The 17,033-nt window shown below is 65.4% G+C and carries 17 protein-coding genes; 13 read left to right on the top strand and 4 right to left on the bottom strand.

The window, feature by feature from the left end:
• The first annotated feature begins 62 nt into the window (after positions 1-62).
• From PX554_RS09875 to PX554_RS09855, 5 genes are all read left to right on the top strand, one after another.
• Positions 63-329: a hypothetical protein gene (locus PX554_RS09875; protein WP_275501207.1), complete on the top strand. Its 267-nt coding sequence runs from the start codon at positions 63-65 to the stop codon at positions 327-329.
• The gene (locus PX554_RS09870) at positions 326-766 is read left to right on the top strand and encodes a periplasmic heavy metal sensor (protein WP_275501205.1); all 441 of its coding nucleotides are present in this window, start codon (positions 326-328) and stop codon (positions 764-766) included. The genes PX554_RS09875 and PX554_RS09870 overlap by 4 nt, the downstream gene beginning before the upstream one ends.
• A complete protein-coding gene (locus PX554_RS09865) occupies positions 763-1,341 on the top strand; it encodes an RNA polymerase sigma factor (protein WP_275501204.1) in 579 nt (192 codons plus the stop codon). The genes PX554_RS09870 and PX554_RS09865 overlap by 4 nt, the downstream gene beginning before the upstream one ends.
• Positions 1,342-1,379: 38 nt before the next feature.
• Positions 1,380-3,074, top strand: a complete 1,695-nt coding sequence (locus tag PX554_RS09860) for a copper resistance system multicopper oxidase (protein ID WP_275501203.1) — start codon at positions 1,380-1,382, stop codon at positions 3,072-3,074.
• Positions 3,075-3,151: 77 nt separating this feature from the next.
• Entirely contained in the window at positions 3,152-3,997 is an 846-nt protein-coding gene (locus tag PX554_RS09855; protein WP_338061581.1) for a copper resistance protein B, read from the top strand.
• A 24-nt stretch (positions 3,998-4,021) separates the two neighbouring features.
• Here PX554_RS09855 and PX554_RS09850 read toward each other — a convergent pair whose 3' ends face one another.
• From PX554_RS09850 to PX554_RS09840, 3 genes are all read right to left on the bottom strand, one after another.
• Positions 4,022-4,273, bottom strand: a complete 252-nt coding sequence (locus PX554_RS09850) for a hypothetical protein (protein ID WP_275501202.1) — start codon at positions 4,271-4,273, stop codon at positions 4,022-4,024.
• 141 nt (positions 4,274-4,414) lie between these two features.
• Positions 4,415-4,954 carry a hemerythrin domain-containing protein gene (locus tag PX554_RS09845; protein WP_093219328.1) on the bottom strand — a complete coding sequence of 180 codons (540 nt, stop codon included), beginning with the start codon at positions 4,952-4,954 and terminating at the stop codon, positions 4,415-4,417.
• A 135-nt stretch (positions 4,955-5,089) separates the two neighbouring features.
• Positions 5,090-5,803: a sensor histidine kinase gene (locus tag PX554_RS09840; protein WP_275501199.1), complete on the bottom strand. Its 714-nt coding sequence runs from the start codon at positions 5,801-5,803 to the stop codon at positions 5,090-5,092.
• A 319-nt stretch (positions 5,804-6,122) separates the two neighbouring features.
• On the opposite strand from PX554_RS09840, the gene PX554_RS09835 reads away from it, so the two are divergent.
• The 3 genes from PX554_RS09835 to PX554_RS09825 all read left to right on the top strand — a co-directional run bounded on the left by PX554_RS09835 (position 6,123) and on the right by PX554_RS09825 (position 7,834).
• Positions 6,123-6,518, top strand: a complete 396-nt coding sequence (locus tag PX554_RS09835; RefSeq protein WP_275501197.1) for a response regulator — start codon at positions 6,123-6,125, stop codon at positions 6,516-6,518.
• 44 nt (positions 6,519-6,562) lie between these two features.
• On the top strand, positions 6,563-6,751 hold the full coding sequence (locus PX554_RS09830) for a hypothetical protein (RefSeq protein ID WP_093221611.1): 189 nt from the start codon (positions 6,563-6,565) through the stop codon (positions 6,749-6,751).
• 117 nt (positions 6,752-6,868) lie between these two features.
• Entirely contained in the window at positions 6,869-7,834 is a 966-nt protein-coding gene (locus tag PX554_RS09825) for a manganese catalase family protein (protein ID WP_093219323.1), read from the top strand.
• A 74-nt stretch (positions 7,835-7,908) separates the two neighbouring features.
• Here PX554_RS09825 and PX554_RS09820 read toward each other — a convergent pair whose 3' ends face one another.
• On the bottom strand, positions 7,909-8,790 hold the full coding sequence (locus tag PX554_RS09820; RefSeq protein WP_275501194.1) for a LysR family transcriptional regulator: 882 nt from the start codon (positions 8,788-8,790) through the stop codon (positions 7,909-7,911).
• Positions 8,791-8,873: 83 nt separating this feature from the next.
• On the opposite strand from PX554_RS09820, the gene PX554_RS09815 reads away from it, so the two are divergent.
• The 5 genes from PX554_RS09815 to PX554_RS09795 all read left to right on the top strand — a co-directional run bounded on the left by PX554_RS09815 (position 8,874) and on the right by PX554_RS09795 (position 17,001).
• Complete coding sequence (locus PX554_RS09815) at positions 8,874-10,037, top strand: acyl-CoA dehydrogenase family protein (protein WP_275501192.1); 1,164 nt, start codon at positions 8,874-8,876, stop codon at positions 10,035-10,037.
• Positions 10,034-11,635 carry a carboxyl transferase domain-containing protein gene (locus tag PX554_RS09810; protein ID WP_275501191.1) on the top strand — a complete coding sequence of 534 codons (1,602 nt, stop codon included), beginning with the start codon at positions 10,034-10,036 and terminating at the stop codon, positions 11,633-11,635. Before PX554_RS09815 ends, PX554_RS09810 begins: the two co-directional genes overlap by 4 nt.
• A gap of 4 nt (positions 11,636-11,639) precedes the next feature.
• A complete protein-coding gene (locus PX554_RS09805; RefSeq protein ID WP_275501188.1) occupies positions 11,640-13,487 on the top strand; it encodes an acetyl/propionyl/methylcrotonyl-CoA carboxylase subunit alpha in 1,848 nt (615 codons plus the stop codon).
• Between the two features lie 61 nt (positions 13,488-13,548).
• The gene (locus PX554_RS09800) at positions 13,549-14,391 is read left to right on the top strand and encodes an SDR family NAD(P)-dependent oxidoreductase (protein ID WP_093219311.1); all 843 of its coding nucleotides are present in this window, start codon (positions 13,549-13,551) and stop codon (positions 14,389-14,391) included.
• Positions 14,392-14,571: 180 nt separating this feature from the next.
• Positions 14,572-17,001, top strand: coding sequence for a TonB-dependent receptor (locus PX554_RS09795; RefSeq protein WP_275501184.1), 2,430 nt, complete (start codon positions 14,572-14,574; stop codon positions 16,999-17,001).
• Positions 17,002-17,033: the final 32 nt, after the last annotated feature.

The following is a 17,033-nucleotide window of genomic DNA, read 5'->3' as shown; positions in this document are numbered from 1 at the left end:
TTTCGTAAAATCCTTGAGGGGTGGCATGGCGTGACGCGTATGGTCGCGTAGGAGAGATGCCTATGACGATTGAAGACACCTTGGGCGCGCTTGCCGGATCACCCGTCCATCCGGGTTTGGAGACGATCGACAACGGGGTATTCTCCCGGATCGATGCGACAGCCCGTACCAGCCGCCAGGCGCGAGGGGGCATGCTGGTCGCGGTCGCCGTCGCGACAATCACGGGCGCCGCCGGCGCGGCCATTCCGGGCGGGCGCGGTGTCGAGCCGTCCGTCGTTCTGGTGAATACCGCGCTGGCGCCCTCGACGCTGCTGGGCGGTGTGGAATGAGCCGTGGGCTATGGCTCGTGCTGACGACGGCGCTGGCATTCGTCGCCGCAATCGGCGGGGTGGGGGTAGGGCGGCTCGTCTGGCCGGGGGCGGCTCCGCCGGGCGCGGCGTTGCATCGGCTGCTCCACGATCGCATCCACCTCGACCGCATGCAGGGCGCGCGGATCGAGGCGCTTGAGCGACACTATGCCGCGCGCCGCGAGGCGCTTGAGGCCGAGATGCGCTCGGACAACGCGCGGCTCGCATGGGCGATCAAGGCCGAGCACGGCTATGGTCCGCGCGTGGCGGCGGCGGTGAATGCCTCGCACATGGCGATGGGCGCGCTTCAGCGCGAGACCCTGGCGCATGTCTTCGCGATGCGACAGGTGCTTCGGCCGGATCAGGCGGCGAGCTTCGACGCGGCCATCGCGGACAAGCTCACCGATCCGGCGCGGTGAACGCCGACGCGGCGCGCGGCGATCTTGCGGCGTTGGACGATGGGGAACTGGTCGCTCGCACCATCGCCGGGAGGCAGGCCGCGTTCCGTGAGATCATGCGTCGCCATCGCGATCCGCTGTATCGTGTCGTGCGTGGTCATGTCGGCGATGCGGAGGAGGCGCTCGATTTAGTGCAGGATTGTTTTGCGACCGCGTGGCGTCACCTCGCTGGTTTCGATCAGTCGCGCCCGCTGCGGCCCTGGCTCGCGCGCATTGCGATCAACCGCGCGCGCGACTGGCATCGCCGTCGCGCGCTGCGCCGGTTCATCGGGTTCGGGGTCGGCGGCGAGGAGGAGACGGTACCGGCCGACGAGCCGCTGCCCGATGCCGCCGCGGGCGCGCGCATCGAGCTTGAACGCGCCTGGGCCGCGATCGCGCGTTTGCCCGAACGGCTACGTGAGACGTTGCTGCTGCGCACCGTGAATGGATTGAGCCAGGCCGAGACGGCGGCGGCGCTGAAGATCAGCGAAAAGGCGGTCGAGACCCGGCTGTACCGCGCGCGCTTGCGCCTCACAGCCCTGCTTGGTGAGGGATAAGCCATATCGGCGCGTATGGATCGCACGGAAAGGGCATCATGACGATTCGGCGCAGAGATATCTTGAAGATCGGGAGCGCGGGCGCGCTGACCGCATGCTGGCCCGGCTGGGCGGCGGCGGTGTCACCAGGGCTTCCCGCCGCGCCGCCGACCGTGAACGGAACCAACATCGAACTTCGGATCGCGCACCAGATGTTGCGGATCGGCCGCCGCGAGATGCACGCGATCGGTGTCAATGGCACCGTGCCCGGTCCGCTCGTCCGCTTGCAGGAAGGGCAGGACGTCCGCCTCACCGTCATCAATGATCTGCCGGACGAGGACACGTCCATCCACTGGCACGGGTTGTTGCTGCCCTTCCAGATGGACGGCGTGCCAGGCATCAGCTTCCCCGGCATCAAGGCGGGCAGCCGCTTCACCTATCGATTTCCGATCCGCCAGTCCGGCACCTATTGGTATCACAGCCACTCCGGGTTGCAGGAGCAAATGGGGCATTACGGTCCGATCGTGATCGATCCCGCTGGCGCCGACCCGATCGCCTATGATCGTGAGCATGTCGTAGTGCTGTCCGATCACAGCCCGATGCACCCGCACACGATCTTCGAACGGCTGAAGCAGCAGGGTGGCTATTTCAATTACCAGAAGCAGACGCTGGCGGGCCAGATCGCCGGCCGGGACCAGGATCCGGCGGAGCGTCGCCGATGGGGCAAGATGCGGATGGATCCGACCGACATCTCCGATGTGACGGGTTCTACCTACACCTATCTCATCAATGGCCGGGGGCCGGCGGATGGCTGGACGGGGTTGTTCCGGCCGGGGGAGCGGGTGCGGCTACGCTTCGTCAATGCGGCGGCCATGACGATCTTCAACGTGCGCATTCCCGGGCTGCGAATGTCGGTGGTCGCAGCCGACGGGCTACCAGTACGGCCCGTGGAGGTGGACGAGTTCCAGATTGCCAATGCCGAAACCTACGATGTGATCGTTGTTCCGTCCGAGGAGCGCGCCTTTGGGCTCGTCGCGGAGGCGATCGATCGTTCCGGAATGGCTTTCGGGACGCTTGCGCCACGGCCCGGCATGCCGGCAATCGCGCCGCCGCTGCGGCACCGGCCGCTCGCGACGATGCGGGAGATGGGCATGGACATGGCCGCGATGGACCCGGACATGATCGACATGTCCTCAATGCACATGGGAATGCGCGACCGGCGAAACGCGCCGGCGCTGCCGCTCGGGCCGGGCATACAAACGATATCTCCCATGCCCGCCGACCGCACCGGTGAGCCGGGGCAGGGACTTGCCGACGTCGGTGGCAAGGTGCTGGTCTATACCGATTTGATTGCGACCGACCGCAACCCGGACGGCCGCGCGCCATCTCGCAAGATGGAGATCCATCTCACCGGGAATATGGAACGCTACATGTGGGCGTTCGACGGTAGAAAGCTTAGCGAAGTGAAGGATCCCATTCCGTTCACGGCCGGCGAGCGGGTACGCATCACGCTCATCAACGACACGATGATGAACCACCCGATCCACCTGCACGGCCACTTCTTCGAACTGGTGACGGGACATGGCGATCACGCTCCGCGCAAACACACGGTGAACGTACAGCCCGGCGGCATGCTGACCTTCGATCTCACCGCCGACGCGGTGGGCGACTGGGCGTTTCACTGCCACATGCTCTACCATATGCACGCCGGCATGATGCAGGTGGTGAGCGTGCGTCCGGCCGCGGCGGCATGAAGATGCTGGCTTGCTTGGCGGCATTGGTCGCCGTTCCCGCTCAGGCGCAGACAGTGCCCGTTCACGGAGCTCATCAGATGGTGCCTGGCGATGCGGGATCATCGCCGGCCATGCGTGCCGGCGGTGGATCGGCACCCCCGTCGACCCCGCCGGAAAAGGTCGGAACGGACGCGCCTCCGCTCGACCGGCTCCGACCGGCGCCGCCCCCGCCGGCCGACCATGCCGCCGATGCCGTGTGGGGCGCCGCAGCCATGGCGCCCGCCCGTGAACGGTTGCACCGCGACCATGGCGGCATGCGGCTGCACCAGATTCTGTTCAACCTCGCCGAAATCCAGGTGCGGCGGGGCGAGGAGGGATTCCGGTGGGATGGCGAGGGTTGGTGGGGCGGAGACGTCAACCGCCTCGTCTTGAAAAGCGAAGGGGAAGCACGGTTTGGCCGGGTCGCGGAGGCCGCCGAGGTGCAACTGCTTTATTCGCGCGCGATCGGACCCTATCATGATCTTCAGGCCGGTGTGCGGCAGGATCTCGGCGCCGGCGTGCGCCGGATCTATGCGTCGGTCGGAATCGAAGGACTGGCGCCATATTGGTTCGAGACGGAAGGCACCCTGTTCGTGTCCGACAAGGGTGATGTGCTTGCCCGCGCCGAGGCGTGGTACGATCAACGGATCACCCAGCGGCTCGCCCTGCAGTCCCGCGTCGAACTCAACCTCGCCGCGCAGAACGTCCCCGAGCAGCGCATCGGCGAAGGTTTATCCAGGGCGGAACTCGGCCTGCGGCTACGGTATGAAATCCGCCGCGAGTTCGCGCCATATGTCGGTGTGGCGTGGGACAGGAAAATCGGCATCACCGCCGACTATGCGCGCGCGGACGGCATTGCCCGTGGCGGGGTGGCGGCGGTGTTCGGCGTGCGCGGCTGGCTCTGACACACCGCACGATGGGCGGCCTGCTTAGCTGACACCGTTGCGACGATAGTCGTCGATCATCTTCCGCACACACGTCTTCTGGTCGGCGGTGATCGTCGGCGAGATCTGCGGCGTGACGGTGCCACCCTTCTCGATGCGAACGGCGAATTGCCATGCGGGGATGCCGCATCCTTGCAGGATGCTCTGGCGCAGGTCGCTCGAGTCATCCGCATAGGCCGCCGCGGGCAACGAAACACACAGCGCGGCGGCGACACGGAACGCTGGACGCATCTTCATGGCTGTTTCGTTCCTGCGCGAGAGAAGGGCTTATCGAGCTCATATCTCGGTCGCGGCAATTTTTCCATCATTGTCATTCGGGAACAAAAGTCAGCTACGCGCAGCGATTAGGTCCGGGCGCCCGCCCGGACCCACGCTCGCTCAGGCGGCGCCGTTCGTATAACGATCGAACTCCTCGCGGTAGCGCGCGGTGATCCGATCCTGCTCGGCGGGACCGACGTCCTCGGCGAGTTGCAGGAACCACGTCCCCTCTTCCGAATAGATGTGGTGGGTGACCGCGCCACGGATATGTTCGAGCTTGTCGAGATAGTCCTGGCTCATCGGGTCGAGCCGCTCGAGCAGCCCCATTTCCATCTTCGCCGCGGATTGCTCCTGATAGGCGAGTTCGGCATGGCCGACCTGCTTGTCGGCCGCCAGCGCGGGATAGACCGCCGCTTCTTCCGCGATCGAATGGGCGGTCAGGAGCAGGGCGAGGTCTTTTTGCGCACGCTGGCGACCGGCGGGGGTTTCGGCGATCTTCACCGCGTCGAACAGAGCTTCGATCTTGCGGTGATGCTGCAGGATCTCGGCCAGCCAAGTGCCCGGCGCGGCAACGGCTTCCGCCTTCTTGCGCGCTTCGATCCGCGCCTCTTCGCTTTCGGGCGGCGTTACGGCGGCGACCAGCTTGTCGATGACGGACATGAAATGCTCCTTTGCGGGTCAGAAGTACGATCCGTCGCCTTGAACGAGCCGAACAAGGGCGCGTTCCGGTCACGCCTCGCGGACTTGATCCGCATCAGTATGTTTTGCGGGCGAAACCGGTGGCGACGCGCCTGGTTAGCGCGCATTTAGGGGCACCGTGATCGTACACCGGATGCCGCCCGGCCGAAGCTCGAAGGCAGTCGTTGCGCCGATTTGGTAGGGCAGGGCGGCTTCGATGAACTCACGGCCGAAGCCGCGTGGAACTGGCGCGGGCATGACGATCGACACACCCGTTTCTTCCCAGGTCAAGCTCAACTCGCCCTGCGAGAGTTCCCAGCGGATATGCACCGTCGCGCCGCGCGCGGTATCGGCGAGCGCGCCGAACTTGATCGAATTGGTGGCGAGTTCGTGGAACGCCAGCCCCAGAACCACGGCGATGTCGTAGGGGACGCGTGCCTCTGGTCCGGCCGCGGCGACGCGTGGATCGAATTCGAACACGCGCAGTTCGTCCCAGATCATCATGTCCAGGTCGATCGTGCCACGCGGGTCGATGGCGGAGGCGAACTGATAGCGGGATACCGCGTCGAGCCGGCCCTTGAAGTGGTCGGCGACATCTTCGAGTGCGCCGCCGGCCTCCACGGTGCGCGCGAAGATCGACCGCACCACCGCGAGCATGTTGCGAACGCGGTGCTGAAGTTCGTTCTGGAGCAGGCGCTCGCGCGCTTCGCTCGCCGCCAACGATCGCGTGGCGCAATCAAGCTGTTCTCGCGCCGCCTTCAGTTCGGCACGAAGCGCCTCGGCGTTCGCATCGCCAGAGGACGCGTCTTCCGCTCGCTGTGGCGCTGGCACGTGTCGTATCATCCAACCATCGCTCACATTGGGAATGGCCGCCTGTCGTCCTAACGCTTGGCGGAATCAAGTGGGTCATCTACGGGGTGAATTTCGACGCGGCGGGTATCGTACGTCGCGCGGCGCGCAGGCGCGTTGGCTGGCGCGAGGTCGCCGTTTCGGATATGGCGGCAACGAACGAAGGTCGAATGGCCGGCAAGCCGACGAGCGCGCATAGCCGAGCCTAGCGATGCACGACCCCGACATGCCTTTGCTAGCGAAGGCGTTCACCGCACGACCGGAGCAACCGTGCTCACGGACATGTCTGTTGGAGACGATGATGATCGAACAGGTTCTGCGCGGATGCAGGGTGCTCGTCGTCGAGGACGAATATCTGCTCGCGGACGATCTCTCGGTCGCCTTGTCCTCTGCCGGCGCCGAGGTGCTTGGGCCGGTGCCGAGCGTCGATGAGGCAGCCGAGAGGATCACCGCCGAACCGCGGATCGACGTGGCGGTGCTCGACGTGAACTTGCGGGGCGACATGGTGTTTCCGGTGGCCGATGCACTGATTGAACGCGGCGTCCCGTTCGCTTTCGCGACCGGCTATGATTGCGAGGCGCTACCGGATCGCTTCGCGGCGGTGCCGCGCGTCGAGAAGCCGTTCAAGGCGCATCGTGTCGCCGCGATCCTGGCGCCGCTGATCGCCTCCGGTGGTGAGCAGCCGCTAAATAATTGACTTACTTAATGGACTGCCTGGCCGTCGGCGATCACGATCGCCTCATGAGCGAGAATCTCGTCGAGAATAGCGATCGCGCCTATTTCCACCGGCGAGCGGAGCAGGAGTTGAGCCAGGCGCAGCGCGCGGCAGATCCTGCGGCCGTGCGCGCGCATTATCATCTCGCTGGCTACTACCTTGATCTCGTCTATCGTCCGGATATTGAAGATACGCCCGCAAAGCTGACCGACTGAAATCGGCGAATCTCCTTTTAAATTTAAGTTAAATCAATATCTTGATAATTATCAAGCGGAACTTGTCGTGTCGTTCCCCCGTTCTTGGCGCGTCCCCAAATCAACAGGAGCGTGCCGATGTTCATGCACAACAAGCGGCTGCAATATACTGTCCGCGTATCCGAGCCGAACCCGAGGCTGGCGTGTCTGCTGCTCGAACAGTTCGGCGGTGCCGATGGCGAACTTGCAGCCGCGATGCGCTATTTCACGCAAGGTCTGGGCGAGGAAGATGCCGGCCGCAAAGATATGCTGCTGGATATCGCGACCGAGGAACTCAGCCACCTCGAAGTGATCGGATCGATCGTCGCGATGCTCAACAAGGGTGCGAAAGCGCAACTCTCCGAAGGTCAGTTGGCCGAGGCGGAACTGTACAGCATGGTCGGGCAGACCGGCACCAGCGCGAAGGAATCGTTGCTGTTCGGTGGCGGCCCCGCTCTGGTCGACTCCGCCGGCGTGCCTTGGACGGCCGCGTATGTCGATACGCGGTCCGAACCAACGGTGGACCTGCGCTCGAACATCGCGGCCGAAAGCCGCGCCAAGATCGTGTATGAGCGGCTCATCAACATCACCGATGATCCCGGCATCAAGGACGCGCTCGGCTTCCTGATGACGCGCGAAGTGGCGCATCAGAAGTCGTTCGAAAAGGCGCTCTATTCTATCGAAGATAATTTTCCGCCGGGCAAGCTGCCGGGTGTCGAGAAGTACGCCAACATGTACGTCAATACCTCGCAAGGTGAGGGCGATATGACCGGCCCGTGGAATTCGGGTCCGCAATGGGATCGGATCGACGATCTTACGCAGGTCATGCCCGCCGATGGCGGCGACGGCCTCGCCACCGTGGATCTGGATGGCACCGATGCCAAGGTCGTCGCGAAGATGGCGGCTCGGCTTGCGTCCGACGTTACGAGCGATCCCACGACGGGAGTCGATCTCGGCGCCGGCCCGGGCGCGGGCCGCGTGACGGACGGGGATTTCGGAGGCGCGGCGACGATCGCCGAGGCGCCAGCGATGGCCGAAGCGGCGGCCAAGACCGAGCGCACCTGACCGTAACTGATCGGTCGAGACGCTGCCGACCACGACGGGATCGTCGTGGTCGGCTTCGTCGTGTCTCGCCCCCATCATCGCTCAGCGTGGGGCGATGCAAACGTCTCGATCGCCGCCAGCACGATGCCTTGCGGGGTTTGCTCCACCCATTCCGCTTCGGGGGCGAAGGCGAGGCCGATCGTCCGTTGGAGATCGAACCCGCGCAACCGCGCCGAGCACACGCCGGGCGCCTGGAAGCTCATCGGCATCACAGTGATGCCGAGACCGGCGGCGATCATCTGCAAGACACGCTCGTCATTGGTGCTCCGCAGCGCGAAATGCGGGCGTACGTCCCTGTCGGTGAAATGGCGGCTGACCGCGGCAAGCGACTCACAGTGACGCCGCACGATCATGACGTCATGCGCGACGGCCTCGGCCGCGATCTCGTCCCGGTCGGCGAGCGGGTGGGTGGCCGGCAGGAACAGCCCGAACCGCTCGGTGCGAAGCGGGCGTTCAAGTGTGCTCGAGGTTCCCGTCGCCGTGAGGGTCAACGCGACGTCGATCCGCCGTTGGGTGAGCTTGGCCTGGAGTTCGCGCGCGGTGCCGGGGACCAGTTCGAACGTCGCCGGACCGTGGCGGAGCGCAGCTTCGGTCATGCGCGCCAGATCGAGACCGGGCAGACTGTTGAGCACCCCGAGCCGTATCGCGCCTGGATCTGGGTCGGACTGGACGGCGCGCTGCGCGAGATGGAACGCGTTCTCGATCCGGCGGGCATGTTCGACGAAGCGGGTGCCGGCCGCCGTCAACCGTAGGTGCCGGTTGGAGCGCTCGAACAGCGTTACGCCCAACGCGGTTTCGAGCTTGCCGATCCCGACCGACAACGTCGGCTGGGTGACCCGACAGTGCTGCGCCGCCGCCGAGAAGCTGCCGTGATCGACGATCGCGAGAAAGTAGCGGACGAGATAGCGCTCGATCATAGACGGCATCTATCCGACGCTTGGGGCGCTTTCAATTTTTCACGTGGCGGCAAAACGGCTACCGTCGGCTCAGGAGAGCAGATATGGCGACATTCGACTTTGATCTCGGCGAAAATGCCGACATGATCCGGGAGAGCACCGCTCGGTTCGCCGCCGACCGGATCGCACCCCTCGCCGCGGAGATCGACGCGAAGGACTGGTTCCCGCGAGAGCTCTGGCCGCAGATGGGCGCGCTCGGGCTGCACGGCATCACCGTGGGCGAAGAGGACGGCGGGCTTGGGCTCGGCTATCTCGAACACGTCGTCGCGCAGGAAGAGGTCGCGCGCGCCTCGGCTTCGATCGGGCTGAGCTATGGCGCGCATTCCAATCTGTGCGTCAATCAGATCCGGCGCTGGGGGTCGGCCGAGCAGAAGGCGCGCTATCTCCCCAAGCTGATTTCGGGCGAGCATGTCGGCAGCCTGGCGATGTCGGAAGCGGGCGCGGGGTCGGACGTGGTCTCGATGAAGCTCCGCGCCGAGAAGCGCGGCGACCGCTACGTGCTCAACGGCACCAAATTCTGGATCACGAACGCGACCTATGCGGATACGTTGGTCGTCTATGCGAAGACTGGCGACGGCTCGAAGGGCATCACCACCTTCCTGATCGAAAAGGACATGAAGGGCTTCTCGATCGGCCAGAAGATCGACAAGCTTGGCATGCGCGGCTCGCCGACCGCCGAGCTGGTTTTCGACGACTGCGAGGTGCCTGAGCAGAACATCATGGGTCCGCTCAACGGCGGCGCCGGGGTGTTGATGTCGGGGCTGGATTACGAGCGCACCGTGCTCGCCGGCATCCAGCTCGGCATCATGCAGGCGTGCCTCGATGTGGTGCTGCCCTATGTGCGTGAGCGGCAGCAGTTCGGCAAGCCGATCGGCGCGTTCCAGCTCATGCAGGCCAAGATCGCCGATATGTACGTCGCGCTCAACAGTGCGCGCGCTTATGTCTATGCGGTCGCCAAGGCGTGCGACGCTGGCCGCACAACGCGTTTCGATGCCGCGGGCGCGATCCTGCTCGCGAGCGAGAATGCGATGAAGACCGCGCTTGAAGCGGTGCAGGCGCTCGGAGGCGCGGGCTATACCAAGGACTGGCCGGTCGAGCGCTTGATGCGCGACGCCAAATTGCTCGACATCGGCGCCGGCACCAACGAAATCCGCCGCATGCTGATTGGCCGCGAGTTGATCGGCGCGCCCGAGCGGGTCGCGCAGTGAGCGCGCCCGTTCTCGACACCAAGCTGGCGACCGACGACGCGGCTTCCCGCGCCAATGCCGCGCACAATCGCGCGCTCGCGGACGAATTGCGCGCGAAGGTTGCGGCGGCGGCGCGCGGTGGCTCGGAAAGCGCGCGTGCCAAGCATGTCGCGCGCGGCAAGCTGCTGCCGCGCGAGCGCGTTGAGCAACTGCTCGATCCTGGTTCGCCGTTCCTCGAGATCGGCCAACTCGCCGCCAATGGACTGTACGGCGACGAGGTGCCGGGCGCGGGGCTGATCGTAGGCATCGGCTGCGTGTCGGGGCGGCAGGTGATGATCGCCTGCAACGACGCCACGGTGAAGGGCGGCACTTACTATCCGATGACGGTGAAGAAGCATCTCCGCGCGCAGGAAATCGCGCTCGAGAACCGGCTGCCGTGCGTCTATTTGGTCGATTCGGGTGGCGCGAACCTGCCCAACCAGGCGGAGGTGTTTCCGGACAAGGAGCATTTCGGGCGAATTTTCTTCAATCAGGCGACCATGAGCGCGCGCGGCATCGCGCAGATCGCCTGCGTGATGGGCAGTTGCACGGCCGGCGGCGCTTACGTGCCGGCGATGTCCGATGAATCGGTGATCGTGCGCGATCAGGGCACGATCTTCCTTGCCGGACCGCCGCTGGTGCAGGCGGCGACCGGCGAAGTGATCTCGGCGGAAGACCTCGGCGGGGGCGATCTGCACGCGCGCCGCTCGGGCGTGGTCGATCATCTCGCCGAGAACGACGCGCACGCGCTGACCATCGTGCGCGATATCGTCTCGACGCTGCCGGCGGATCGCGTGCCCGATCTGACGCTCCGCACGCCCAGGCCGCCGCTGTTCGACCCGCAGGAGCTGTACGGGGTCATCCCCGATGATGTGCGCGCGCCCTATGATGTGCATGAGGTGATCGCGCGGATCGTTGATGGCTCGGAGTTCCACGCGTTCAAGCCGCTTTATGGCACCACGCTCGTCTGCGGCTTCGCGCACATCTGGGGGATGCCGGTCGCGATCCTCGCCAACAACGGCGTGCTGTTCAGCGAAAGCGCGATCAAGGGCGCGCATTTCATCGAACTGGCGTGCCAGCGGCGTATCCCGCTGCTGTTCCTCCAGAACATTTCGGGCTTCATGGTCGGAGGCAAGTATGAGGCGGAGGGGATCGCCAAGAACGGCGCGAAGCTGGTGACCGCGGTCGCCACCGCGTCGGTGCCCAAGATCACCGTGCTGATCGGCGGCAGCTTTGGCGCGGGCAATTACGGCATGTGCGGGCGCGCCTATCAGCCCCGCTTCCTGTTCGCCTGGCCCAACGCGCGCATCAGCGTGATGGGCGGCGAGCAGGCGGCGAGCGTGCTCGCCACCGTCCACCGCGATGCCGCGACCTGGACGCCCGCACAGGCCGAAGCGTTCAAGGCGCCGATCCGCGCCAAATATGAGGAGGAGGGCAACCCCTATTATGCGACCGCGCGGCTGTGGGACGATGGCGTCATCGATCCCGCCCAGACCCGCGACGTGCTCGGGCTCGCCTTCGCCGCGACGCTGAACGCCGCTGTTCCCGAACGGGCGCAGTTCGGCGTGTTCCGGATGTAATGTCATGATGCAATCGCTCCTGATCGCCAACCGCGGCGAGATCGCCTGTCGGATCATCCGCACCGCGCGCCGGCTCGGCATTCGGACCGTCGCGGTCTATTCCGATGCAGACGCGCAGGCGCTGCACGTGCGGCTCGCGGACGCAGCGGTGCATATCGGCGCGTCGCCGGCGCGCGAAAGCTATCTGCTCGGCGACCGCATCATCGCGGCTGCACGCGAGAGCGGGGCCGAGGCGATCCACCCTGGCTACGGCTTCCTCTCCGAAAACGCCGAGTTCGCAGCCGCAGTGCAGGCGGCCGGACTGATCTGGGTCGGCCCGAACCCGGCCTCGATCACCGCGATGGGCCTCAAGGACGCCGCCAAGACTTTGATGCAGGCGGCCGGCGTGCCAACCACCCCCGGCTATCTCGGCGACGATCAATCGCCCGAGCGGCTGCGCGCCGAGGCTGATGCGATCGGCTATCCGGTGCTGATCAAGGCGGTCGCCGGCGGCGGCGGCAAGGGTATGCGCAAGGTCGATGCGGCCGAGGATTTCGCCGATGCGCTGCTATCGTGTCAGCGCGAGGCGGCGTCGAGCTTCGGCAACGACCAGGTCTTGCTTGAAAAGTGGATCACCAACCCGCGCCATATCGAGGTGCAGGTGTTCGGCGACACCCACGGCAACGTCGTCCATTTGTTCGAGCGCGATTGTTCGCTTCAGCGCCGCCACCAGAAAGTGATCGAGGAAGCGCCCGCGCCGGCCATGGATGCCGCCACGCGCGAGGCGGTGTGCGCTGCAGCGGTCGCGGCGGCGCGCGCGGTCGACTATGTCGGCGCGGGTACGATCGAGTTCATCGCCGACGGCTCGGCTGGGCTGCGCGCCGACCGGATCTGGTTCATGGAGATGAACACGCGGCTCCAGGTCGAACATCCCGTCACCGAGGCGATCACCGGGCAGGATCTGGTCGAATGGCAATTGCGTGTCGCCTCGGGCGAGTTGTTGCCGAAGCGTCAGGACGAACTCGCGATCCACGGCTGGGCGATGGAAGCCCGGCTTTATGCGGAAGACCCCGCGAAAGGCTTCCTGCCGTCGATCGGCCGGCTCGACACGTTCCACATCGGTGGTGGGTGCCGGATCGACACGGGCGTCGAGCAAGGCGCGGAAATCTCGCCCTTCTACGATCCGATGATCGCCAAGGTGATCGCGCACGGCGCCGATCGCGATGCCGCCCGGCGCACGCTGATGGCGGCGCTCGACGACACGGTGATCTGGCCGCTGCGCACCAACGCGGGCTTTCTGGTGCGCGCTCTCGCCAACGCCGATTTCGCCGCCGCCAAGCTCGATACCGGGCTGATCGCGCGCGAAGGCGAGGCGTTGATGCCGGCCGAGCGGCCCGGCGACGGCGTGCTCGCGCAGGCGGCTGCGCGTCTCGTGGCTTTGTCCTCCGTCGGCCCGGCCGGCTTCCGGCTCAATGCCCCGGCACGGCGCGACGCGCAGTTTCTGCTGAACCGTGCGCCCGTCACGGTCGCGTTCGATCCGGCCTGCGTCGGCGGCGATCCGGTGGCGGACACGCTGCTGACCGAACACGGCCAGACCTGGCAACTTTCCGCTTGGCGCGTCGAGGGCAAGGGCGGGCAGGTCGCTGGCGACGGTGCGATCCTGTCGCCTATGCCGGGGCGGATCATCGCCGTTGCGGTTGCGGCTGGGGACGCCGTGCGCAAGGGTCAGAAGCTCGTCACCGTTGAGGCGATGAAGATGGAGCATAGCCTGACCGCCCCGTTCGACGGCACGATCGCCGAGCTCAACGCGCAGGAAGGCGGGCAGGTGAGCGAAGGCACAATGCTGGTGCGGATCGAACCGCTGGAGGTGTGATCGCCAGCCACGGCTCAAATGCGCCCGTCGGACGTTCGCTGTACGATCAAGGAGTTACCCCATGCCGACACCTTCGCTTCCACCCGCCTTTTCGGCCGGATCGACCGCCGTCGTGACCGGCGCCGCCAGCGGCATCGGCTTCGCGGTCGCGGCGCGGCTGCTCGGCCTCGGCCTCAAGGTCGCGCTCGCCGATCTCGGCGGCGACAGACTCGATGCGGCCGGCCGCGCGCTTGGCGAGGCGGGGGAGGTGCTGGTCGTGCCGACCGATGTGTCCTCGCTCGAGGATGTCGAATCGCTGCGGGACCGGGTGCTCGCCGAATGGGGCTTCGTGTCGGTGCTGATGAACAACGCCGCGACCGGCCATAATCCCGGCCTGCCGTGGGAGAATGCCGCCGGATGGCAGGCATTGCTCGATACCAACCTCATGGGCGTGCTGCACGGCGTTCAGGCGTTCGTGCCCGCGATGCTGGCGCAGGATCGCCCCGGCATCGTCATCAACACCGGATCGAAACAAGGAATTACCAGCCCGCCGGACAATTATGCGTATAATCTGTCGAAAGCCGGCGTGCGCAGCTACACAGAGTCGCTCTCGCACGCGCTACGCGATGCTGCTGGCGACCGGGTCTCGGCGCATCTGCTCATCCCCGGATTCACGTTCACCGGCATGACCGGGCGCGCGGAGAAGCCTGCCGGGGCGTGGTCGGCCGAACAGGTTGCCGATTTCATGTTCGACCGCATCGCGCAGGGCGACTTCTACATCCTCTGCCCCGACAACGACGTCGATCGCGCCACCGACGAGAAGCGGATGCGCTGGGCGATGGACGACATCATCGCGAACCGTCCGGCGCTGTCACGGTGGCATCCCGACTATGCCGCAGCGTTCGCGACGTTCATGGCCGAGTAGCCCGCGACAGGCACATTGGCGGTCTGTCACGGGGATGTCGTCAAGCCGTAACGAGATCGTCGCGCATTGCCCCTAGGCGCGGCGCGGGCTGCGGCGGGCAGCAACATTCAAGCAACGCGCGTGTCCTGACGGGCAAGCGCCGGCCGCCGCGTGCCCGATGGTTTCAGGGGGCGCACTTTGATGATGACATTTCGTTTGCGGTCACGCCGGTCGGGTTTGATCGCTGTTCTGTTGCTGTCGACCAGCATGGTTACCGGCGCCGCATATGCCCAAGACGCTTCGGCCGCCGCGCCAGCGGCGGACCAGAACAGCGCCGATCAGGATCAGCTCAGCGACATCACCGTTTACGCCCGCAAGCGGGCCGAGAATCTGCAAAACGTTCCGATCCCGGTCACGGTCATCACGCCTGCCGAACTCAATCGGCAGAACCTCGTCAACTTCACGGATTTCCAGTCGAAGTTCCCGGCGTTCTCGGTTTATCTGACCAACCCCAAGCAGCTCAATCTCGGCGTGCGCGGCATCGGCAACAACGGCTTCAACACCGACGGCATCGACGGCTCGGTCGGCATTTTCGTCGACGGCGTCTATACCGGCCGTCAGGGCATGGTCTCGACCGACTTCAACGATCTCGCCCAGGTCGAGCTGCTGCGCGGCCCGCAGGGTACGTTGTTCGGCAAGAACACCACGGCGGGCGCGGTCATCATCAACACGCTCAAGCCGAGCTTCGACTTCGGCGCGAATGCCGAGGCGACGGTCGGCAACCAGGGCTATCAGGAGGTCAAGGGCGGCGTGACCGGTCCGCTGATCCCCGGAAAGCTCGCGCTGCGGCTGTCGGGCTATTACAGCAAGACCGACGGCAATTACCCGAACCAGTTCAACCAAAGCTACCAGAACGCGCGGCAAGGGCAAGGCATCCGCGCGCAGTTGCTGGCGACGCCGACCGACATGCTGTCGATCCGGCTGATCGGCACGTACAATCATCAGAGCTTCCCGACGATCTCGCCGGTGATCCTGCAGGTCTATGATCCGACGCTGCTTCAGACGCGGATGCGCAACGCCGGTTATACGCTGTCCACCGGCACGGTGGAGAACCGCCGCATCAACATCGACGGTGCGCTCAACGCCGTGACCGACAATCGCGCGGTGAGCGGCGAGGTCAATTGGGATGTCGGCGGCGGCACCTTCACCTCGATCACCGCGTTCCAGCATTGGAGTTGCTTCACCAACAACGACAATGATTACACTCAGCTCAACGCCATCCCCGATTACGGCTCGTGCAACGACGAGCACCAATTCTCGCAGGAAGTGCGCTGGGCGACCGCCAAGAACCGCCCGACCGAGCTGACCGTGGGCGGCTTCCTGTCGCGGCAGAAGCTTGAGGTCGATTCGCGTATCCGCTTCGGCAACCAATATTACATCTGGGCAGCCAACCCCTCGGCGACGGCGTTTCCCGCCGTGAGCGGACGCACTTGGGCGCAGGGTGCCTATGCCGATCGCGTCGCCGGTCTCGGCTTCGCGTCGAAGGCGATCTTCCACACCGATACCGAGGCGGCTTTCGCCAATGCGACCTGGCATCCCGATGCGGCGCGCCGGCTCGCGCTCGATATGGGGCTGCGCTATACATGGGAACACCGCACCGAAGTCTATGATGGTTCGGTCACGTCGAATCTCGGCAACCTCAGCACCGCGCAGATCAACGCTCTGTCGCCGTCGGGTGCCAACGCGCAGCTCGGGCATGTCGATGATCGTCTCAACGACCGATCGCTTTCGGGCGAGGCGAGCGTCAGCTACAAGGTTACGCCGTCGGCGATGCTCTATGCCAAGTTCGCGCGCGGCAACAAGTCGGCCGGGTTCAACCTGCTCCCGGTCAACGCCTCCAACCCCGACGCGAGCGTACTGCGCGCGGTGACGCTCTACGGCGCGGGCCAGCAGGTGCGCGGCGAGAAAGCCGACAATTTCGAGGCCGGCATCAAGAGCGAATGGTTCAACCGCCACCTGCTGCTCAACCTCACCGGCTTCCATACCGTCGTGCGCAACTATCAGGCGAACGAGTCGGTCGGCGTCGGCAACACGGCGGCGAAGTTCCTCGCCAATGTCGGCTCGCTGACATCGGACGGCGTAGAGCTAGAAGGCGAGCTGTTCCTCGCCAAGGGCCTGCACATGAAGGGCTTCGGCGCGTACAATCACGCTTATTATTCGTCCTTCCACAACTCGACTTGCCCCGCGACGACGACGGCATCGGTATGCGACCTGACCGGCCGCCAGGTCGCGTGGGCGCCCAAGTGGACCGCCGATCTCACCACCGATTACAGCCACGAGGTCGGCGAGGATGCGGTCGCTTATGGGCTGGTCGATGTGAACTGGCGGAGCAAGCAGAACACCACGATCACGCTCGATCCGACGGCGGAGATCGGCAATTACGCGCTGGTCAGTGCGCGCGTCGGGCTACAACTCGCGCACGGCACTTACGATATCCAGCTCTGGTCGGAAAACCTGCTCAACAAGGCCTATTACATCAACCTGCTGGGGCTGACGAAATCGACCGGGATCGTGCAGGGCTATCCCGGCAATCCCCGCACCTTCGGCGGTACGGTCAAGGTGAAGTTCTAACCGGGCGGTTGCCCTCTGGCTGGTGCGGTGCC

This window comes from Sphingomonas pollutisoli, from assembly GCF_029167165.1.
Lineage (GTDB): Bacteria > Pseudomonadota > Alphaproteobacteria > Sphingomonadales > Sphingomonadaceae > Sphingomonas > Sphingomonas pollutisoli.
This window is presented reverse-complemented; position numbering and strand designations above follow the sequence as displayed.

Bases quoted from the DNA above. Each gene is read 5' to 3' on its own strand.
- PX554_RS09860 (WP_275501203.1), top strand. From the start codon at position 1,380: ATGACGATTCGGCGCAGAGATATCTTGAAGATCGGGAGCGCGGGCGCG.
- PX554_RS09825 (WP_093219323.1), top strand. From the start codon at position 6,869: ATGTTCATGCACAACAAGCGGCTGCAATATACTGTCCGCGTATCCGAG.
- PX554_RS09845 (WP_093219328.1), bottom strand. From the start codon at position 4,954: ATGTCCGTCATCGACAAGCTGGTCGCCGCCGTAACGCCGCCCGAAAGC.
- PX554_RS09815 (WP_275501192.1), top strand. From the start codon at position 8,874: ATGGCGACATTCGACTTTGATCTCGGCGAAAATGCCGACATGATCCGG.
- PX554_RS09795 (WP_275501184.1), top strand. From the start codon at position 14,572: ATGATGACATTTCGTTTGCGGTCACGCCGGTCGGGTTTGATCGCTGTT.
- PX554_RS09855 (WP_338061581.1), top strand. From the start codon at position 3,152: ATGGTGCCTGGCGATGCGGGATCATCGCCGGCCATGCGTGCCGGCGGT.
- PX554_RS09875 (WP_275501207.1), top strand. From the start codon at position 63: ATGACGATTGAAGACACCTTGGGCGCGCTTGCCGGATCACCCGTCCAT.
- PX554_RS09800 (WP_093219311.1), top strand. From the start codon at position 13,549: ATGCCGACACCTTCGCTTCCACCCGCCTTTTCGGCCGGATCGACCGCC.
- PX554_RS09820 (WP_275501194.1), bottom strand. From the start codon at position 8,790: ATGATCGAGCGCTATCTCGTCCGCTACTTTCTCGCGATCGTCGATCAC.
- PX554_RS09870 (WP_275501205.1), top strand. From the start codon at position 326: ATGAGCCGTGGGCTATGGCTCGTGCTGACGACGGCGCTGGCATTCGTC.
- PX554_RS09850 (WP_275501202.1), bottom strand. From the start codon at position 4,273: ATGAAGATGCGTCCAGCGTTCCGTGTCGCCGCCGCGCTGTGTGTTTCG.
- PX554_RS09835 (WP_275501197.1), top strand. From the start codon at position 6,123: ATGATCGAACAGGTTCTGCGCGGATGCAGGGTGCTCGTCGTCGAGGAC.
- PX554_RS09830 (WP_093221611.1), top strand. From the start codon at position 6,563: ATGAGCGAGAATCTCGTCGAGAATAGCGATCGCGCCTATTTCCACCGG.
- PX554_RS09805 (WP_275501188.1), top strand. From the start codon at position 11,640: ATGATGCAATCGCTCCTGATCGCCAACCGCGGCGAGATCGCCTGTCGG.